Here is a 17345-nt window from a genome sequence, read left to right on the forward strand (position 1 = left end):
ACTACCTCGACCAGCGCGAGCTACCCCGACCGAAATCCTGGCGAACCCTGGGCACCTGACCTCGACAACTCCAAGATCCCCGACAGAGTCAAGCTTAGAGCGCCCGGCAGTTGGCGTCACGTCAGTTGCTTGCCCGAGCCGTGTACCAGCGCGGCGATGACATGTTCGAAGACGGTCTGATCGGACGTGCGCGGGTTGTGGCAGCCGAGCGGGTGGGTGTCGATGTGCTCGGGCAGCATCGCCGCGAACTGGTCCCAGACGCGGCGGCCGCTCAGGAGCCGACGTATTCGTACACACCCCCGTGGGGGTGACGAAGCACCGCACGATGGCCATTGGGGTGGGATTCGCTGGCCTCACCACGGTGGCCCCGGCCGCCACCGCTTCCTCGACCGCCATGTCCAGGTCAGCGACCACGAGAGTGGCCCCGACTCCGGCGACCCGTTGCGCCGCTTCGTCGGGCCCGCTGAACAGGAGAAAGGGGCCGATGCTCGCCAGACTCACCCCGGCGAAGGCGAAGCGGGCGGCTGTCTGGCCGGTCACCCTCTCGTAGAAGGTGATGGCCGCGTCCAGGTCGTCAACACGCTGTCGTGCGATCACTGAGTCGATCTTCATGGTCGGTGCCGTAGCTCCTCGTAGGGGCGGGGTCTCTGCTCGTGCCGGGGGGCGCGGCAACGCTAGTTGCCACTGCTCGCGAGGAGCTGCCGTGCGTATCCGCTACGCAGTTCCTCGGTGATCCGGCGTCGCCATGGGCGGCTGATCACCGCATGGGTCAGTCGACGGGAGGTGCGGGGCGCAGCCATGATCGTTTCTGCGACTCGGCGGGCTCGGTTCATCAGTTGATCCCTCGGCAGTACCTCGTTGACCAGCCCCCATTGCAGTGCGGTCGCGGAATCGATCCCCCCGCCCGTGTAGGCGAGGTGGGCGGCTCGTTTGGTTCCGAGAAGCTCCTCCAGGGCGAGGTACATGCCGTCGCCGGGCACCGAACCGGCGGCGAAATTCCCGTCGGCGATCACCACGTCGTCGGCGCACAGGGTGATGTCGCACATCAAGGCCAGTTCCTGGCGTGGACCGGGTCCGTTCAGCACCCCGATGGTCGGGACGTCGACGTCGAGGATCAGCCCCTCAAGGAGTCGCGCTCCGTCGGCATACTGCTCGTACAGCAGGTCGCTGGACCACTGTGACAACGGTTGCGCAAATGACCGCGGATCGACCCCGGCCAATCCACTGTCGGCCCGTCCCGGTAATGATCAGGACCTCGTTGTCCGGGTCCCCGCCGGCTTCCGCGAGTACTCTCCCCCAAGCGTTCAGCAGCGCACGCGAGAAGACCGCCGACCCGCCCTTGGTGTGCATGCGGATCTCGACGACCCCCGAGTCCCGGTGGATGTCGAAGTGTTCGGCGAACGCGGCCGTATACCGCTTCAGGGTCGGGCGTTCCACGAAGCCGCCGAGAAGCCTGTCGCGATCATCCAGCGCATCGGGCATCGGGCATCGAACCTTTCGATCGGCAGGAGCCTGGCGCCTTCACTCTGCCATATTAAGTGGGGTCATACCCCACTTAATGAGAAGACGGGAAAGTATGCAGTCATCGAACGAGGAACGTGCGGGCGACGGCCGACCCGTGCGTGCCGATGCCCGGATCAGCCGCGAGCGGATCGTGGCCTCCGCCGGTCAACTGTTTGCCGAGGAAGGCGTGCTGGTATCCCTGGAGCGGATTGCCCGGCACGCCGGGGTGGGCTCGGCGACGCTGCACCGCCACTTCCAGGGGCGACGCGCACTTGCCGTTGCGGTGATGGACGAGCGGGTCCAGGCCCTGTGCTCACGAGCGCGCCGGCTCTCGGCCGAGTTCGAACCCGGGCAGGCCCTTGAGGAGTGGCTCCGGGCGGTCGTGGAACACAACAACACCTTCCGTGGCCTTGCCATGCTGCTGTCCGAGGAACTTGCCGAGCCCGGACATCACGTGGAGGCACGGCACGACGAGGTGCGCGCCGCAGGTAGAGAGCTTCTGCGCCAGGCGCAGCAGTCGGGTGCGGCCCGGAACGACATCACGGTGCCGGATCTCCTCAACCTGGCCAACGGCATCGCGGTCGCCACCGAGCACGCACGGGAGCGGGAGCGGCAGGCCGGCCATCTGCTCAACGTCGTGATCACCGGTGTACAGCCTCGCACTGACGCGGCCGTACACGGCCCCCGCCCTTGAGAGCGCCCGGCAGGCGGCACGCCGCCATCGGGCACTCGGAGCAGAGCAACGACGAGCCCGGGTGATCATGGAGTTCTCTACGCTCAGTGATTACCGGAGGGCTCGTGCCTGTCTTGCCAACATGCCTGCTCGAACCCCTGTGGGACCAGTTCGCGGCGCTGCTGCCCGAGCACATCGACACCCACCCGCTCGGCTGCCACAACCCGCGCACCTCCGACCGGACCGTCTTCGAACACGTCATCGCCGCGCTGGTACACGGCTCCGGCTACGAGCGCATCGCCAGCCCCGGCTGCTCGGACCGCACGATTCGACGCCGCCTCACGCACTGGGCCGAGTTGGGGATAGCCAAGCAGGTGCATGCGCTCGCCCTGCAGGCGTACGACCGGATGATCGGCCTGGAGCTCGATGAACTGTCCGTGGACGGCTGCATCACCAAGGCCCCCTGCGGCGGGGAGGCCGCCGCGCGCTCACCCGTGGACCGGGGCAAGCAGGGCCTGAAACGCTCCGTGGCCACCGAGGCCACCGGCGTTCCACTCGGCGTCGTGGCGGCCGGGGCCAACCGCCACGACTCCCCGCTTCTCGTGCCCACCCTTCAAGCCGCCAAGGAACAGGTCGGCGACCTTCCCGACCAGGTCAACGTGAACCTGGACCGCGGTTACGACAGCAGCAAGACCCGTTCCGCGCTCGCCGGACTCGAATTCACCGCCGAGATCGCCCGCAAGGGCGTCCCGGCCCCGATCCAAGCCAGCAAGAGATGGGTGGTCGAGCGCAGTCACGCGTGGATGAACGGCTTCGGCAAGCTACGGCGCTGCACCGACAGGCGCAGCCGAGTCGTGGACTTCTATCTCTACCTCGCCGCAGCGATCGTCACGCTGCGTATGCTCATCCGCCGTGCCACCCCACGCTACCGCTGGGACGACCGTCCCAACACCAAGCGACTGAAGTGACGCCTACTGCCGGGCGCTCTTAGGCGACCCGGTTCGGCCCGGTCGACGCAGAACCCAGCTCTGGCCTGCCCTGCCACAGCCTTCTGCAGCACGCGGCGGTGCGGAACATAGACCAAGAATGCCGGTTAGCCAAACCGGCGGTCGTGACGACCATGGGAGTTGCTCGCGTTCGGCCCGGCTAGCACCGTGACGTTCAGGGGAGGCGGCGTCTCCATGTGGTGGGACCTTGCTGAGGTTCCGGCTCTGCCCAGCCTGTGCGAGCGTTCCCGGGCTCTCAAGGAGTGTGAAAGTCGTGTCTGTTCCGATCAAGAAGCTTTCCCCTGATGCGAAGGGGAAGGTCCGGTACCGGTTTGTGGTCGACGTAGGAGCTCATCCTTCGACTGGGAAGCGGCGGCAGGTGACCCGTACTTTCGGGACGCTGAGGGAGGCGAAGGCCGAGTACGCGCACATCACGCACCGCCGCTACGAGGCAGCGGCCGTGCCGTTCGATGCCAGGTCACTGGACGAGTGGCTCGATGAGTGGCTGGCCAGGAAGGCGGAGGACCTGGAGGAGAGCACCGTCTACAGCTACACCATGACTCTGGGGCGTCTTCGGGGAATGCTCGGGCGCATCCGGCTCCAGGACCTTGCCGAGGACGATGTCGAGGCGTGGATGAAGTGGGCGCTGCGCGAGGGGCGGGTGCGAGGTGGCAAGGCGGGCACCGGATTGGGGGTGGCCTCGGTCGAGATGTCACTGGCGCGGTTGAAGGAGGCGCTCGACCGGGCGGTGGCTCGGCGCCTCGTCGAGGTGAACGTTGCCCGGGAGGTGAAGGTCCCTCGCAACCATCGGAAGGCGGAGCGGCGGGCGAAGACCGTGATCCCGCCCTGGAACCTCCAGGAGGTGCGCGCGTTCGTGGATGCGGTCAAGGCCGACCGTCTGTACGCCGCCTTCCTCCTGTCCCTGATGGGTTTGCGGCCGGCGGAGATCTGCGGAATACGCTGGGCCGATATCGACCTGGACAGGGCCACTCTGACCGTCCACCGGACCCGGACACTGATGGGCAACAAGGTCGTGGTCGAGAAGGACACGAAGTCCCTTGCCGGGGAGCGCCGGCTTCCCCTTCCTGACCTGGTGGGCGACGCCCTCGCCGGCTTCAAGGCCGCGCAGGTCACCGAGAAGCTCGATGCGGGGGAGAGGTACGAGGACAACGAGTACGTGCTCGTGGACGGGCTAGGCAGGGCACTCAACGGGCGCCAGTTGCGTGAGCGGGCCTACACGGTCATGGCCGAGAATTCGCTGCGCCGGGTGCGTTTGTACGACGCCCGTGCGAGTTGTTTCACGTATCTGGCGAACAAGGGGGTGCCGGACCATCTTCTTGCCCGCTGGGCCGGGCACACCGACGTCCGCACGACCAAGCGCTGGTACGTGAAGCCGGATGTGGAGGATCTACGGCCGGCCGCGGCAACGTGGGGAGAACTGGCGAGTGTCCCGCCCCCGCTCTCGGAGTGAATGTGAGATGTGGGAGCGTGAGTGGGTGAGTGAGAAGAACGTTGAATCCCTGCAATACCGCTTTGACGGGCCAGAAGACGCCCCGGTCCTCGTCATGGGCACATCCCTCGGTGCTACATGGCACATGTGGGACCGGCAGATACCCGAGCTCACCCAGCACTGGAGAGTCTTCCGCTACGACCTCCCGGGGCACGGCGGCGCGCCCGCGCATCCCGCCACCGCCGTCGGTGAGCTCGGCGACCGGCTGGTGGCCACCCTGGACGGACTCGGGGTGAAGCGATTCGGTTACGCGGGCTGCTCCATCGGCGGCGCGATCGGCGCCGATCTCGCGCTGCGCCACCCGCAGAGGGTCGCCTCGCTGGCTCTGGTGGCCTCGTCGGCCCGGTTCGGCAGCGCCGACGAGTTCCGCCAGCGCGGGGTCATCGTCCGGACCAACGGGCTGGAGCCGATGGCCCGCACCGCGCCGGAGCGCTGGTTCACGCCGGGCTTCGCCGCCGCGCAGCCGGCCATCGTCGAGTGGGCCGTCCAGATGGTCCGCACCACCGATCCCGGCTGCTACATCGCCGCCTGCGAGGCACTGGCCGCCTTCGACATCCGCGGTGAGCTCGGCAGGATCGGTGCCCCCACGCTCGTCCTGGTCGGCGCCGAGGACCAGGTCACCGGTCCCGGTGATGCCCGGACCCTGGTCGCGGGCATACCCGACGCGCGGCTCGCCCTCGTCCCGGGCGCCTCGCACCTGGCGCCGGTCGAGCAGCCGGGAGCCGTCACCGACCTTCTGCTCACCCACTTCTCCACGGCCTGGCAGGACACCCTGGCAGCCATCCCCGTGCCCTCGTTCGTGCCCAGGCTCTCCGCCCCCGTGCTGCCCGTCGCGGAGCTCACCGCCGCTCCCGCGCAGCCGGAAGCAGAATCCGGCGGGCGCGCCGATCCGTACGGGCCGGGCATGAAGATCCGTCGTGAGGTGCTCGGTGACGCCCATGTCGACGGTGTCATGGCCGCCGCCGACGACTTCACCGGCGACTTCCAGGAGTTCGTCACCCGCTACGCCTGGGGCGAGGTCTGGGGCCGGGAGGGGCTGGACCGGCGCACCCGCAGCAGCGTCACGCTCACCGCCCTGGTCGCCTCCGGACACCTGGAGGGCCTGGCCGCCCACGTCAGCGCCGCCCTGCGCAACGGCCTCACCCCGGCCGAGATCAGGGAAGTACTGCTGCAGACCGCCGTGTACTGCGGGATTCCGGCCGCGAGCGCCGCCTTCCGGATCGCCCAGTCCGTGATTCAGGCCGAAACGACCCCTCCCGCGTAGCAGGATGGATGCATGAACGCCCAGAACCCCGAGCCGCTCGCGCTCACGCTGACCAAGCAGTCCCACTCCTGCATCCGACTGGAGAAGGACGGGCGCACCCTCGTCATCGACCCGGGCGGGTTCTCGGAGCAGGACGCCGCGATCGGCGCCGAGGCGATCCTGGTGACGCACGAGCACCCCGACCACTTCAACGAGGAGCGGCTGCGGGCCGGACTGGAGGCCGATCCGGCCGCCGAGATCTGGACGCTGCACAGCGTGGCCGACAAGCTCGCCGCGGCGTTCCCGGGACGTGTCCACACCGTCGGGCACGGGGACGCCTTCTCGGTGGCCGGGTTCGACGTCCAGGTGCACGGCGAACTCCACGCGGTGATCCACCCGGACCTCCCCCGGGTGACGAACATCGGCTTCCTGGTCGACGGGTCCGTCTTCCACCCCGGCGACGCCCTCACCGTGCCCGAGCAGCCGGTCGACACGCTGCTGCTCCCGGTGATGGCGCCCTGGAGCAAGATCTCCGAGGTGATCGACTACGTCCGCGAGGTCAAGCCGCGCCGCGCCATCGACATCCACGACGCGCTGCTCACCGATCTGGCCCGTCCCATCTACGACACCCACATCGGCAACCTGGGCGGCGCCGACCACGCCCGGCTGACCCCGGGGCAGTCGACCGGCGTGTGACGGGCGCCGCCCCCGCCGCTGTCAGTGGGAGCCGCTAGGTTTACGTACATGCGCATCGCCACCTGGAACGTCAATTCGATCACCGCCCGCCTGCCGAGGCTGCTGGCCTGGCTGGAGAGCACCGGCACGGACGTGCTGTGCATCCAGGAGACCAAGTGCACGGCCGAGCAGTTCCCGGCCGACGCGCTCCGTGAGCTCGGCTACGAGTCCGCGGTCAACGCCACGGGGCGGTGGAACGGGGTGGCGATGATCTCCCGCGTCGGCCTGGCCGACGTCGTGACGGGGCTGCCCGGCGGCCCCGACTACGACGGCGTGCAGGAGCCCCGGGCGATCAGTGCGACCTGCGGCCCGGTCCGCCTCTGGTCGGTCTACGTGCCCAACGGCCGCGAGGTCGCGCACGAGCACTACGCGTACAAGCTGCGCTGGTTCGAGGCGCTGCAGAAGGCGGTGGCGGCGGACGCCGCGGGGGCGCAGCCGTTCGCCGTCCTCGGCGACTTCAACGTGGCCCCGACCGACGAGGACGTCTGGGACCCGGCCCTCTTCGAGGGCGCCACCCATGTCACCCCCGCCGAGCGGGCCGCCCTCGCCACCCTGCGCGAGGAGGGCCTCGCCGACGTGATGCCCCGCCCGCTGAAGTACGACCGCCCGTACACCTTCTGGGACTACCGCGAGCTGCGCTTCCCGAAGAACAGGGGCATGCGGATCGACCTCGTCTACGGAAACGCCCCGTTCACCGCCGCCGTCAAGGACAGCTACGTGGACCGCGAGGAGCGCAAGGGCAAGGGCGCATCCGACCACGCTCCGGTGGTCGTCGACCTCGACCTCTGAGCAGGGGCCGCGCTCAGGCGTCCGGCTGCGGCGCCTGAGCCCGTACGGCCTCCAGGGCGGCCGACGCCGTCCCGATTGCCAGGACCATGAGCAGTGCGCTCACCCACAGCGGCGCCCGGAACCCGAACCCCGCGCCGATCGCCATCCCGCCGAGCCAGGGCCCGAGGGCGGCGCCCACGTTGAACGCCGCGGTGGCGAACGAACCCGCCAGCGTCGGCGCCCCGCCGGCCAGCCGGAACACGTGGGAGATCAGCGCGGTCCCGGTGCCGAACGCGAGCATCCCCTGGACGAGGACGAGCGCGACCACTGCCACGGGGCTGCCGGCGCCCGCTGCGAACAGGGCCCAGCCGACGGCCAGGGCGACCAGGCCGGCCGCGGCCGGCGCGACCGGGTGGGAGTCGATGATCCGGCCGCACACGGCGACCCCGACGAACGAGCCCACACCGAACAGCGCGAGCAGGGCGGGAACCCATGCGGCGCCGAGCCCCGTGACGTGCCGGGCGACCGGTTCGAGGTAGGAGAACGCGCAGAAGGTCGCTCCCTGGACCAGCGCACTCGTCAGCAGGACCAGCAGCAGCCGGGGTCCGGCCAGGGTCCGCAGCTCGGCGGACGCACTCGGCAGCGTGGCCGCGGGCCGTCCCGCCGGAATCGTCGCCGTGATCACCGCGATCGCCGGCAGCGAGACAAGGGCCACGGCCCAGAACGCCGCACGCCACCCCCACAGACCGCCCAGCCACGCTCCGGCGGGCACCCCCGCCACACAGGCGACGGTGACACCGCCCACCACCACGGACGTGGCCCGCGCCCGCGCCGCGGGTCCGGCGAGGGCGACCGCGGTCACCAGGGCGACGGCCCAGAACCCGGCGTTGGCCACCGCCGCGACGACCCGTGTCGCCAGCAGCACCCCGTAACTGGAGGTGAGCGCACCGATGACGTGCACGGCGGCGAAGACGCAGAGGAAGGACAACAGCGCGCGGCGGCGCGGCCAGTTGCGGCCCAGGAGGGCCATCGCTGGCGCCCCCAGGACCATGCCGACGGCGAAAGCCGAGGTCAGCAGCCCCGCAGCGGGAATGGAGACGTGCAGGTCATCGGAGATGCCCGACAGCAGACCGGACAGCATGAACTCGGAAGTGCCCTGGGCGAAGACGGCGAGCCCGAGAGCGTAGACGGAAAACGGCATGAAGAACCCCATGGACGGCTGATGGACAGAACCGGTCGGGGATGCGGGCCGCACCCGCTCGTGACGACGAGCGGCAATGCGGCAGAACGGCACAGCGGCAACAGGACCGTGAGGTGCCGGGAAGAGCATTGCCCGTACGCAGTGCTGGGCGCGACCCGCATCGCATGGGTCCGAAGGGGGCAGCGCGGCAGCCGTGACGACGAGCGGTCGGTCAGGCGCGGACGCGGGAAGCCACCGGGGACCGGCGGCTAGCGTCTGTCGGACTCGGGGCTGCTCATGAAGGGGGAACCTACCAGCCCGCGGGCCGGCTCCTCCACTGCGTTCTCTGCGGTGGCCGCGTCCGTCCGGCCCGTGCGTTCCCCGGGCGGGAGCGTGTCCGGGTGAACGCGGGGCGTACGCGTGGTGTTCAGCACTCGAACGACAGGCCGCGCGCCCTGTGGTGCGGATCCGGGCCGGGATGGGAACCTGAGTGGTATGAACATCCCTTTCTTGGACAACTGGCGTAAGCGTCACGACGGAACGCGGGAGGCGGGGCTCGCAGCCGCCGTCGAGGCCGATCCGGAAGGCGTGGCCGAGCTGCTCGCCGAATGTGAGCTGCTGCGCGTCCGGGTGGGGGAGCGGGGGCTCGAACTCGACGACAGCCCGGCCTCGTTGGCGGCACTGGACCAGCTGCCGCCGCGCTGGCGCGACGACCCGGAGGAGCTGCCCTGGCTGGGCAACGACGCGGGGCTCTACCTCGGCACGGTCCTGGTACGCAACGTCGACGGCGCGCTCTGGCACATCTGGCCGAGCGGACAGCCCGTGGTGCGTCTCGCCTCGGGGCGGGAGATCGATGTGGTCGAGGCCGGTCTGGACTGGGCGATGACGGGCAGCCCCGAGCTGTCGCAGGTGTACTCGGAGTCGGCCGAGGGGTGACATCCGGCCGCGCACCACGCGACGAGATAAAACGCCTTATGACCCATTTACGCGTGTCGGGTGTGAAGTCCCTTTCCGGGGTGGATAGTTTGCGCTGACCTCGACAAAGCGATAATTGGGTAGGGCAGCGTATGGCCGTCGATCCGTTGATCGAGCTGCGTGACGTCAATAAGTTCTACGGAAAGTTGCACGTACTGCAGGACATCAATCTCACCGTCGGCCGCGGGGAGGTGGTGGTGGTCATCGGCCCCTCGGGCTCCGGGAAGTCAACGCTCTGCCGGACCATCAACCGCCTTGAGACGATCGAGTCGGGCCACATCTCCCTGGACGGCAGACCCCTCCCGGAGGAGGGCAAGGGCCTGGCGCAGCTGAGGGCCGAAGTCGGCATGGTCTTCCAGTCGTTCAACCTGTTCGCGCACAAGACCGTGCTGGCCAACGTCTCGCTGGCGCAGCTCAAGGTCCGCAAGCGGAAGAAGGACGAGGCGGACCGGCGGTCCCGGGAACTCCTGGAGCGCGTGGGGCTCGTCGACCAGGCCGACAAGTTCCCCGCCCAGCTGTCCGGCGGCCAGCAGCAGCGCGTGGCCATCGCCCGCGCCCTCGCCATGGACCCCAAGGCGCTCCTCTTCGACGAGCCCACCTCGGCCCTCGACCCGGAGATGATCAACGAGGTGCTGGAGGTGATGCAGCAGCTCGCCCGCGAGGGCATGACCATGGTCGTCGTCACCCATGAGATGGGCTTCGCCCGCTCCGCGGCCAACCGTGTCGTCTTCATGGCCGACGGCCGCATCATCGAGGACCGCACCCCGGAGGACTTCTTCACCGCCCCGGAGAGCGACCGCGCCAAGGACTTCCTGTCCAAGATCCTCAAGCACTGACGGGGGGCCCTGTGTTGCGTACGAGAAAAGTACTGGCTGCCTGTGCCGGCCTCCTGCTGGCCGTACTCGCCGCGGGCTGCGGCAAGGACGGCAGCCCGCCGGTGAAGGGGCCGCAGGCCGGGGCGCTGCCGGTCTACAAGGTCGACACCTCCTTCCGGCTGCCGGACTCCAGGACCTGGACCAGCGCGAAGAAGCGCGGATATCTGCGGGTGGGCGCCAAGGAGGACCAGCCCTACCTCGGCGAGAAGGATCCGGCCACGGGCGTCTACTCCGGTTTCGACATCGAGATCGCCCGGATGATGGCGGCATCGCTCGGCTTCGATCCGAAGACCATCCGGTTCAAGACCATCGCCTCCGCCAACCGCGAGACCGCCCTGCAGAACGGGCAGATCGACTACTACGTCGGCACCTACACCATCAACGACATGCGCAAGAAGCTCGTCGGGTTCGCCGGCCCCTACTACATGGCGGGCCAGGGTCTGCTCGTCCGTACGGACGAGAACGACATCCACGGACCGCAGGACCTGGCCGGCAAGACGGTCTGTTCGGCGGCCGGTTCGACCCCGTATCAGCGCATCGCCGCCGACTACCCGAAGGCGAAGCTGGTCGCCTACGACACGTATTCGATCTGCGTCGACAACCTGCTGACGTACCAGGTCGACGTCGTCACCACCGATGACGCGATCCTGCTGGGCTTCGCCGCGAAGGCGCCCCAGGAGATGAAGGTCGTCGGCAAGCCGTTCTCCCAGGAGCCGTACGGCATCGGGGTCCCGCGCAGCGACAACGCGCTGCGGTTCGCGCTCAACGACGCGCTGGAGGCCAACGAGAAGAACGGCAACTGGAAGAAGGCGTTCGAGGCGACGCTCGGCCTCTCCGGGGCGCCCGCGCCGAAGCCGCCGCCCATCGACCGCTACCCGGCGAACTGAGAGGACGGCCACGACACATGGACGTACTCACCGACAACTTCTCGCTCTACGGCAAGGGCTTCCTCGGAACCGTCGAACTGACCTTCTACGCCTCGATCCTGGCGTTGGTCGTCGGATTCGTCATGGCCTCCTTCCGGGTGGCGCCCGTCGGTTCGCTCCGGGTACTCGGCACGGTCTGGGTGACCGTGCTGCGCAACACCCCGCTGACGTTGCTCTTCTTCGCCGTGCTGCTCGGCCTGCCGCGCTTCGGCCTGGTGCTGCCGTTCAACGTCTTCGCGATCCTCGCGCTCGGCTGCTACACCTCCGCGTTCATCTGCGAGGTGCTGCGCTCCGGCATCAACACCGTGCCCACCGGGCAGGGCGAGGCGGCGCGCAGTCTGGGCATGACGTTCGGTCAGACGCTCGGCAACGTGGTGCTGCCGCAGGCGTTCCGCTCGGTGATCCCGCCGATCGGCTCGACGCTCATCGCGCTCGCCAAGAACTCGGCGATCGCCGGGGCGTTCAGCGTCACCGAACTGCTCGGCACCTACAAGACCCTCAACGAGCTGGGATACAGCATCATCTGGACATTCGTCTGGATCGCCGTCGGGTACCTGATCATCACTCTGACCATCAGCGCGATCTTCAACGTGCTGGAAAAGCGCTGGGGAGTCGCCCGATGACCGCCCACTCCACCCCCAGCGCGACCGTTCTCTACGACATTCCGGGGCCGCAGACCCGCAAACGGCATCTCGTGTACGGGATCGTCTCGACGATCCTCATCCTCGCGCTGGTCGGCTGGGTCATCTATCTGCTCTTCGACACCGACCAGTTCACCAGCGCCAAGTGGACGCCCTTCGAGTACAAGGGCATTCAGGAACTGCTGCTGCGCGGGCTCGGCAACACCCTCAAGGCGTTCGCGTACGCCGCGGTGCTCTCGCTGGCGCTCGGGGCCGTCCTCGCGGTGGGCAGACTCTCCGACCACCGGCCGGTGCGCTGGGTGGCGACGATCCTCGTCGAGTTCTTCCGCGCCATGCCCGTACTGGTGATGATCTTCTTCATCTTCGTCGCGCTGAAGGTGCAGCCGTTGCCGGCGCTGGTCGCCGGGCTGACCCTGTACAACGGCTCGGTGCTCGCCGAGGTGTTCCGTACCGGCATCAAATCGGTGGAGCGCGGCCAGGGCGAGGCGGCGTCCGCCCTGGGCATGCGCAAGACGCAGGTCACGACCTTCGTGCTGGCCCCGCAGGCGGTGCGCGCGATGCTGCCCACCATCATCAGCCAGCTGGTGGTGGCGCTGAAGGACACTTCGCTGGGCTATCTGATCACGTACGAGGAGTTCCTCCACGCGGGCAAGCTCATCGCGTCCAACCTCGACTACGATCTGCCCTTCATCCCTGTGGTGATGGTGATCTCGCCGATCTACATCGGGATGTGCATGCTGCTCTCCTGGTTCGCCACCTGGGTGGCGAAGCGGGAGCGGCGCAACCCGAAGACGGAGGCGACGGGCGTCGGTCCGGCCCAGCCGGGCACTCTGATGCCGGGAGGGCGGTAGCCGGGATCCGCCGCGGGGCGGCCACGGGCGAACGGTGCCCGTACGGCAGCAGCCGGTGATCACTTCCCGTACACGGCAGGGATGCCTGTGAAGGCCCGTGCCGGGCGGGGAGAAGGTCAGCTGCGTGCCGGCCGTGCCATCAGCCGAGAGCGCTCCTGGTCCGCCAGTCGGCCCAGGAGACGTTCCACGCCCCGTAGCCGTTGCCCTCCGCGACGGTGCCCTTGGCGTCCGCGCCGGTGATCTCGAAGGGGTCGCCGACGCGGGCCTGGCGGTAGAGGGACGCGGCGTTGGCGTCGCTCATCCCGACACAGCCCGAACTGTGGTTGGCCACGCCGAAGTACGCGGCGTTCCACGGCGCCGCGTGGGCGTACATGCCCGACCAGGTCAGCCGCATCGAGAAGTCGACCATCTTGTCGTACGCGTCCCCGAGGCCCACCGTCTCGGAGTTCATGTTGATCGTGCCCTCCTTCGCCATCAGCACGGCGGTGCCCCGCCAGGACGCCTTGTCGCCGCCCGGTGTGCCCGCCGACATGGGCACGTCCATGACCGTCCTGCCGTCCCGCTTCAGCGCCAGCCGGTGGCGGTCCAGGTCGACCTTGACCACCTGACTGCTGCCGACGGTGAACGTCGTCGCGTAGTCGCGTACGAACCAGCCGCCCGCGGAACCCGAGTCGATGCCGTTGAGCCCGGCGTCCAGGGTGATGCGCGTACCGGACTTCCAGTACTCCTTGGGCCGCCAGTCCACGCGGTCCCGGCCCGAGTAGTCCCGCAGCCAGCCCCAGGACCCCTCGGTGCTGTTCGAGGTGGAGACCTTGAGCGCCTTCTCGACGGCCGCCCTGTTCTTCACCGGGTTGTCGAACACGATGGACAGCGGCTGGGCGATGCCGACCGTGGTGTTCTTGCCGGGGGCGAGGGTCAGCTTGTTCACCTTGTCCGCCGCCGCCGTGGTGAACCCGGCCGTGGCGCCGCCACCGCCGGTGTCCTTCGCCTCCACGCGGTACGTGGTGCCGGGCGCCGCCGGCCGGTCGGACGTCCAGGTCCTGCCGTCGGGGGACACCCGGCCGGTGAGGGCGCCACCGTCCGCCGAGACCGTGACGGTGCGCAGCTTCCCGGCGGCCAGCCTCACCGTCACCCGCTTGCCGGCGGCGGCCGCGGTCCCGCGCAGGTTCACCGAGATCCGGGTCTCCGCGGCCTTGGACGGGCCGGTGCCCTGCCCCTTGCCGTCATGACCCGAGGCCGCGGCGCCGCCGGAGCAGGCCGTCAGCGCGGCGCCGAGCACCGCGGTGCCGGCGATCAGGGCGAGCCGGGCGGGGCGGGCGGGCGACGCGGCACGGGCAGTGCGCCGAGCGGTGGATATGAGAGGGGCGGGGATCAACGGAAAAAACCTCCTGGGCCTTGAACTGTCGTCTGTGGAGAGGCATTCACCGGAGCCTAAGTTCCGTGAATGCACGGAAAAGCGGGAATGTGGAGTGTGACAAGGAACGCAGCGCAACGGTCATCGTCCGGTCACATCCGGCGCGCAGCCCCGTCATGGTCCGCTGTGAGCATCCTGTGCAGCCCCGCAGAAACGCCGCGGGGCCCACGAGGGAGGGCCACGGACATGTCAGCGCTGCTCGCGACCGGAGACCGCAGCCGTGATCAGGAACTACGGATATGCCGTCTGACCGCCGGCGAGCACCGGACACACGTGGCCGCACACGAGGACGCGAGCTTTCTCCAGTACCCGTCCTGGGCCGGTGTGAAGGACCAGTGGTCGTCGGAAATGGTCGGCTGGCTCGGCGACCACGGTGAATTGGCCGGCAGCGCGCTGATTCTCTACCGGCAATTCCCGGGCACCCGCAAATACTTCGCCTATATACCGGAAGGGCCGGTGGCCGACTGGGCCGATCCCGGAATCGACCGGTGGCTGCGGCCGCTCATGACACATCTGCGGGGTGCGGGGGCGTTCGCCGTACGCATCGGACCGTCCCCTGCCTACCGCCGCTGGGACACCGCCCGCCTCAAGGCCGCCACCGGCCCCGGCCGCACCGTCGGAGACGTACTGGCGCGTGAGGTCGACCCGCTCGGCGCGGCCGTGGCCGACCGGCTGCGGGCCCGCGGCTGGCGGCGCTGCGGCGGGGACGGCGACGACGCCGACGCCCAGCCCCGGTACGTCTTCCGGGTGCCGCTCGCGGGACGGACCCCCGACGACCTGTGGGCGGGGCTCAACCAGGAGTGGCGCCGCAACGTCCGCCGGGCCGGAAAGGCGGGGGTGCGCATCGTCACCGGGAGCGCGGCCGAACTCCCCGAGTTCCACCGCCTGCTGCGGATCACCGAGGAACGCGACGGTTTCCGGCTCGGCCGCTCCCTGGCCTACTACCAGCGCCAGTACGCCGTGCTCAACGCCGAACAGCCCGGCCGGATGAAGCTCTGCCTCGCCGTGCACGAGGGCGAGATACTTGCCGCGCACACGATGATCAGCACCGGGCGCCGGGTCTGGTACCAGACGGGCGCGTCCGCCGACCACCGACGAGAGGTCCGCCCCAGCAACGCCCTGCAGTGGCAGATGCTCCTCGACGCCCAGGCCCAGGGCGCACAGGTGTACGACATGCGCGGGGTATCCTCCACCCTCGATCCCGACGACCGCCCCTTCGGGCTGCTGCGCTGGAAGTTCGGCACCGGCGGGCAGGTCGTGGAGACCCTCGGAGAGTGGGAGACATCAGTGGGCGGAACCGCCAACAAGACGCTGTACCGGGCGTTCCAGGCCTACCTGGCGCACCGGTGACGGCGGCGGACGCGACCGCCGGCACGGTCGCCACGGACGAGCGCGAGCAGCAGGGATCCGGCTCGGTGCTGCGCAGCGGCGCCGTCATGGCCGCCGGTTCCGTCGTCTCACGGGCGACGGGGTTCATACGCTCGGCGGTCGTCGTCGCCGCGCTCGGCACCGGACTGCGGGCCGACGGCTACACGGTCGCCAACACCGTCCCGAACATCCTCTACATGCTGCTGATCGGCGGCGCCCTCAACGCCGTCTTCGTCCCCGAACTCGTCCGGGCCGCCCGGGAACACTCCGACGGCGGGGCCGCCTACACCGATCGACTCCTCACCCTGTGCACGGTCGGCCTGCTGGCCCTCACCGCGCTCGCCGTCGCGGGCGCCCCACTGATCATCTCGGTGTACGCCCCCACCTACGACGGCGACCAGGCCGAACTCACCATCGCGCTGGCCCGCTACTGCCTGCCCCAGATCCTCCTCTACGGGCTCTTCACCCTGCTCGGACAAGTACTCAACGCCCGCAACCGGTTCGGGGCCATGATGTGGACCCCGGTCCTCAACAACCTCGTGATCATTGCGGTGTTCGGGCTGTACCTATGGACAGCGGCGAGTTCGAACGGCGAACTGACCTCGGCCCAGGCGCAGTGGCTCGGCTGGGGGACCACCGCCGGGATCGCCGTGCAGACCCTCGCGCTGGTGCCCGCCCTGCGTGCCGCGAAGTTCCGCTGGCGGCCACGGTTCGACTGGCGCGGCAGCGGACTCACCCGGCCGCTGCGGGCGGCCGGCTGGCTCGTCATGCTGGTGCTCACCAACCAGGCCGCCTACTGGGTGGTGACCCGCCTCTCCACCGCCACCGGCCAGCACGCGGCGGACCAGCACCTGGCGGGCGGCGCGGGCTACACCGCGTACAGCTACGCCTACCAGTTGTGGGTGGTGCCCCAGGGCATCGTGACCGTCAGCCTCGTCACCGCGCTGATGCCGCGGATGAGCCGGTCCGCAGCCGACGGCGATCTGGCCGGGGTGCGGCGCGACGTCTCGTACGCGCTGCGGACCTCCGCCGCCGTCGTGATCCCGGCCGCCGCCGCCCTGCTCGCGCTCGCCCCGTGGGTGATGGGGTCCGTCTTCGGGTACGGACACACCGGCCCCGCGGACATCACCGTGATGGCGGGCATGATGGCCGCCTTCGCACCGGGGCTCATCGCCTTCTCCGGTCAGTACGTGCTCTCCCGCGCCTTCTACGCGATGAGCGACACCCGCACCCCCTTCCTCCTCAACCTGGTCATCGCCGCGCTCAACGCCGGGCTCTCGGTCGCCGCCTATCTGCTGCTGCCGGCGCGCTGGGCGGTGACGGGGATGGCGGGGGCGTACTCCGTGGCCCTGTTCGCGGGGTTCACCGTCACCGCGTACGTACTGCACCGCAGGGTCTCCGCATCCGGTGCGCCGAGCCCCTCGCTGCTGCGCTCGCCGGGGGTGGGGGCGCATGCCCGGCTGGTGGCCGCGTGCGTGCCCGCGGGACTGCTGGCGTACGCGGCGGCGCGTGCCGTCGACACGGACGGACCGGGCATCGGGGACTTCGCCGCGGCCGGGGCCGGGGTGCTGGTTCTCTTCCTGGTCGTGGCACTGCTCGCCCGCCCGCTGCGGCTGACCGAGGTCGACACCGCGCTGAGCGCCGTACGGAACCGACTGCGGCGCTCCTGAGACGGCGCCCGCCGGACCGCACGTACT

At 69.5% G+C, this 17345-nt stretch carries 16 protein-coding genes and 2 pseudogenes; 13 read left to right on the forward strand and 5 right to left on the reverse strand.

All coding sequences use genetic code 11. From position 1 onward, the window contains the following. Positions 1 to 131: 131 nt before the first annotated feature. The 3 genes and pseudogenes from ACIBJG_RS27990 to ACIBJG_RS28000 all read right to left on the reverse strand — a co-directional run. Positions 132 to 239: pseudogene (locus ACIBJG_RS27990) on the reverse strand (IS5/IS1182 family transposase); the annotation flags it as partial. A 136-nt stretch (positions 240 to 375) separates the two neighbouring features. Beyond that, positions 376 to 612, reverse strand: a pseudogene (locus tag ACIBJG_RS27995) (VOC family protein); the annotation flags it as partial. 62 nt (positions 613 to 674) lie between these two features. Next, a complete protein-coding gene (locus tag ACIBJG_RS28000; protein WP_399311502.1) occupies positions 675 to 1184 on the reverse strand; it encodes an enoyl-CoA hydratase-related protein in 510 nt (169 codons plus the stop codon). Between the two features lie 392 nt (positions 1185 to 1576). Between ACIBJG_RS28000 and ACIBJG_RS28005 the strand changes: the two genes are divergently transcribed. The 6 genes from ACIBJG_RS28005 (at position 1577) to ACIBJG_RS28030 (ending at position 7439) form a co-directional block, all read left to right on the forward strand. Then, a complete protein-coding gene (locus tag ACIBJG_RS28005) occupies positions 1577 to 2197 on the forward strand; it encodes a TetR/AcrR family transcriptional regulator (protein ID WP_399311504.1) in 621 nt (206 codons plus the stop codon). A gap of 104 nt (positions 2198 to 2301) precedes the next feature. Further along, entirely contained in the window at positions 2302 to 3144 is an 843-nt protein-coding gene (locus ACIBJG_RS28010; protein WP_399311506.1) for an IS5 family transposase, read from the forward strand. 352 nt (positions 3145 to 3496) lie between these two features. After that, a complete protein-coding gene (locus tag ACIBJG_RS28015) occupies positions 3497 to 4633 on the forward strand; it encodes a tyrosine-type recombinase/integrase (RefSeq protein WP_399311803.1) in 1137 nt (378 codons plus the stop codon). Positions 4634 to 4640: 7 nt separating this feature from the next. Beyond that, the gene (locus ACIBJG_RS28020; RefSeq protein WP_399311508.1) at positions 4641 to 5936 is read left to right on the forward strand and encodes an alpha/beta fold hydrolase; all 1296 of its coding nucleotides are present in this window, start codon (positions 4641 to 4643) and stop codon (positions 5934 to 5936) included. A gap of 12 nt (positions 5937 to 5948) precedes the next feature. After that, on the forward strand, positions 5949 to 6611 hold the full coding sequence (locus tag ACIBJG_RS28025; RefSeq protein WP_399311510.1) for an MBL fold metallo-hydrolase: 663 nt from the start codon (positions 5949 to 5951) through the stop codon (positions 6609 to 6611). A gap of 48 nt (positions 6612 to 6659) precedes the next feature. Then, positions 6660 to 7439: an exodeoxyribonuclease III gene (locus ACIBJG_RS28030; RefSeq protein ID WP_399311512.1), complete on the forward strand. Its 780-nt coding sequence runs from the start codon at positions 6660 to 6662 to the stop codon at positions 7437 to 7439. A 13-nt stretch (positions 7440 to 7452) separates the two neighbouring features. Here ACIBJG_RS28030 and ACIBJG_RS28035 read toward each other — a convergent pair whose 3' ends face one another. Next, positions 7453 to 8619: a Cmx/CmrA family chloramphenicol efflux MFS transporter gene (locus ACIBJG_RS28035; RefSeq protein WP_399311514.1), complete on the reverse strand. Its 1167-nt coding sequence runs from the start codon at positions 8617 to 8619 to the stop codon at positions 7453 to 7455. Between the two features lie 474 nt (positions 8620 to 9093). Between ACIBJG_RS28035 and ACIBJG_RS28040 the strand changes: the two genes are divergently transcribed. The 5 genes from ACIBJG_RS28040 to ACIBJG_RS28060 all read left to right on the forward strand — a co-directional run bounded on the left by ACIBJG_RS28040 (position 9094) and on the right by ACIBJG_RS28060 (position 12866). After that, on the forward strand, positions 9094 to 9534 hold the full coding sequence (locus ACIBJG_RS28040; protein ID WP_399311516.1) for a DUF6278 family protein: 441 nt from the start codon (positions 9094 to 9096) through the stop codon (positions 9532 to 9534). Positions 9535 to 9665: 131 nt separating this feature from the next. Next, positions 9666 to 10409: an amino acid ABC transporter ATP-binding protein gene (locus tag ACIBJG_RS28045; protein WP_399311518.1), complete on the forward strand. Its 744-nt coding sequence runs from the start codon at positions 9666 to 9668 to the stop codon at positions 10407 to 10409. Between the two features lie 14 nt (positions 10410 to 10423). Then, positions 10424 to 11335 carry a glutamate ABC transporter substrate-binding protein gene (locus ACIBJG_RS28050; RefSeq protein ID WP_399311804.1) on the forward strand — a complete coding sequence of 304 codons (912 nt, stop codon included), beginning with the start codon at positions 10424 to 10426 and terminating at the stop codon, positions 11333 to 11335. 17 nt (positions 11336 to 11352) lie between these two features. After that, positions 11353 to 11997 carry an amino acid ABC transporter permease gene (locus ACIBJG_RS28055; RefSeq protein ID WP_399311519.1) on the forward strand — a complete coding sequence of 215 codons (645 nt, stop codon included), beginning with the start codon at positions 11353 to 11355 and terminating at the stop codon, positions 11995 to 11997. Next, positions 11994 to 12866, forward strand: coding sequence for an amino acid ABC transporter permease (locus ACIBJG_RS28060; RefSeq protein ID WP_399311521.1), 873 nt, complete (start codon positions 11994 to 11996; stop codon positions 12864 to 12866). The genes ACIBJG_RS28055 and ACIBJG_RS28060 overlap by 4 nt, the downstream gene beginning before the upstream one ends. Positions 12867 to 13005: 139 nt before the next feature. Here the strand turns inward: ACIBJG_RS28060 and ACIBJG_RS28065 are convergent, their stop codons facing one another. Then, a complete protein-coding gene (locus tag ACIBJG_RS28065) occupies positions 13006 to 14223 on the reverse strand; it encodes an Ig-like domain-containing protein (protein ID WP_399311806.1) in 1218 nt (405 codons plus the stop codon). Between the two features lie 243 nt (positions 14224 to 14466). On the opposite strand from ACIBJG_RS28065, the gene ACIBJG_RS28070 reads away from it, so the two are divergent. Beyond that, positions 14467 to 15630, forward strand: a complete 1164-nt coding sequence (locus ACIBJG_RS28070; RefSeq protein WP_399311522.1) for a lipid II:glycine glycyltransferase FemX — start codon at positions 14467 to 14469, stop codon at positions 15628 to 15630. Beyond that, a complete protein-coding gene (gene murJ / locus ACIBJG_RS28075; RefSeq protein ID WP_399311524.1) occupies positions 15627 to 17318 on the forward strand; it encodes a murein biosynthesis integral membrane protein MurJ in 1692 nt (563 codons plus the stop codon). Before ACIBJG_RS28070 ends, murJ begins: the two co-directional genes overlap by 4 nt. Positions 17319 to 17345: the final 27 nt, after the last annotated feature.

This window comes from Streptomyces sp. NPDC050422 (assembly GCF_044458665.1).
Classification (GTDB): domain Bacteria; phylum Actinomycetota; class Actinomycetes; order Streptomycetales; family Streptomycetaceae; genus Streptomyces.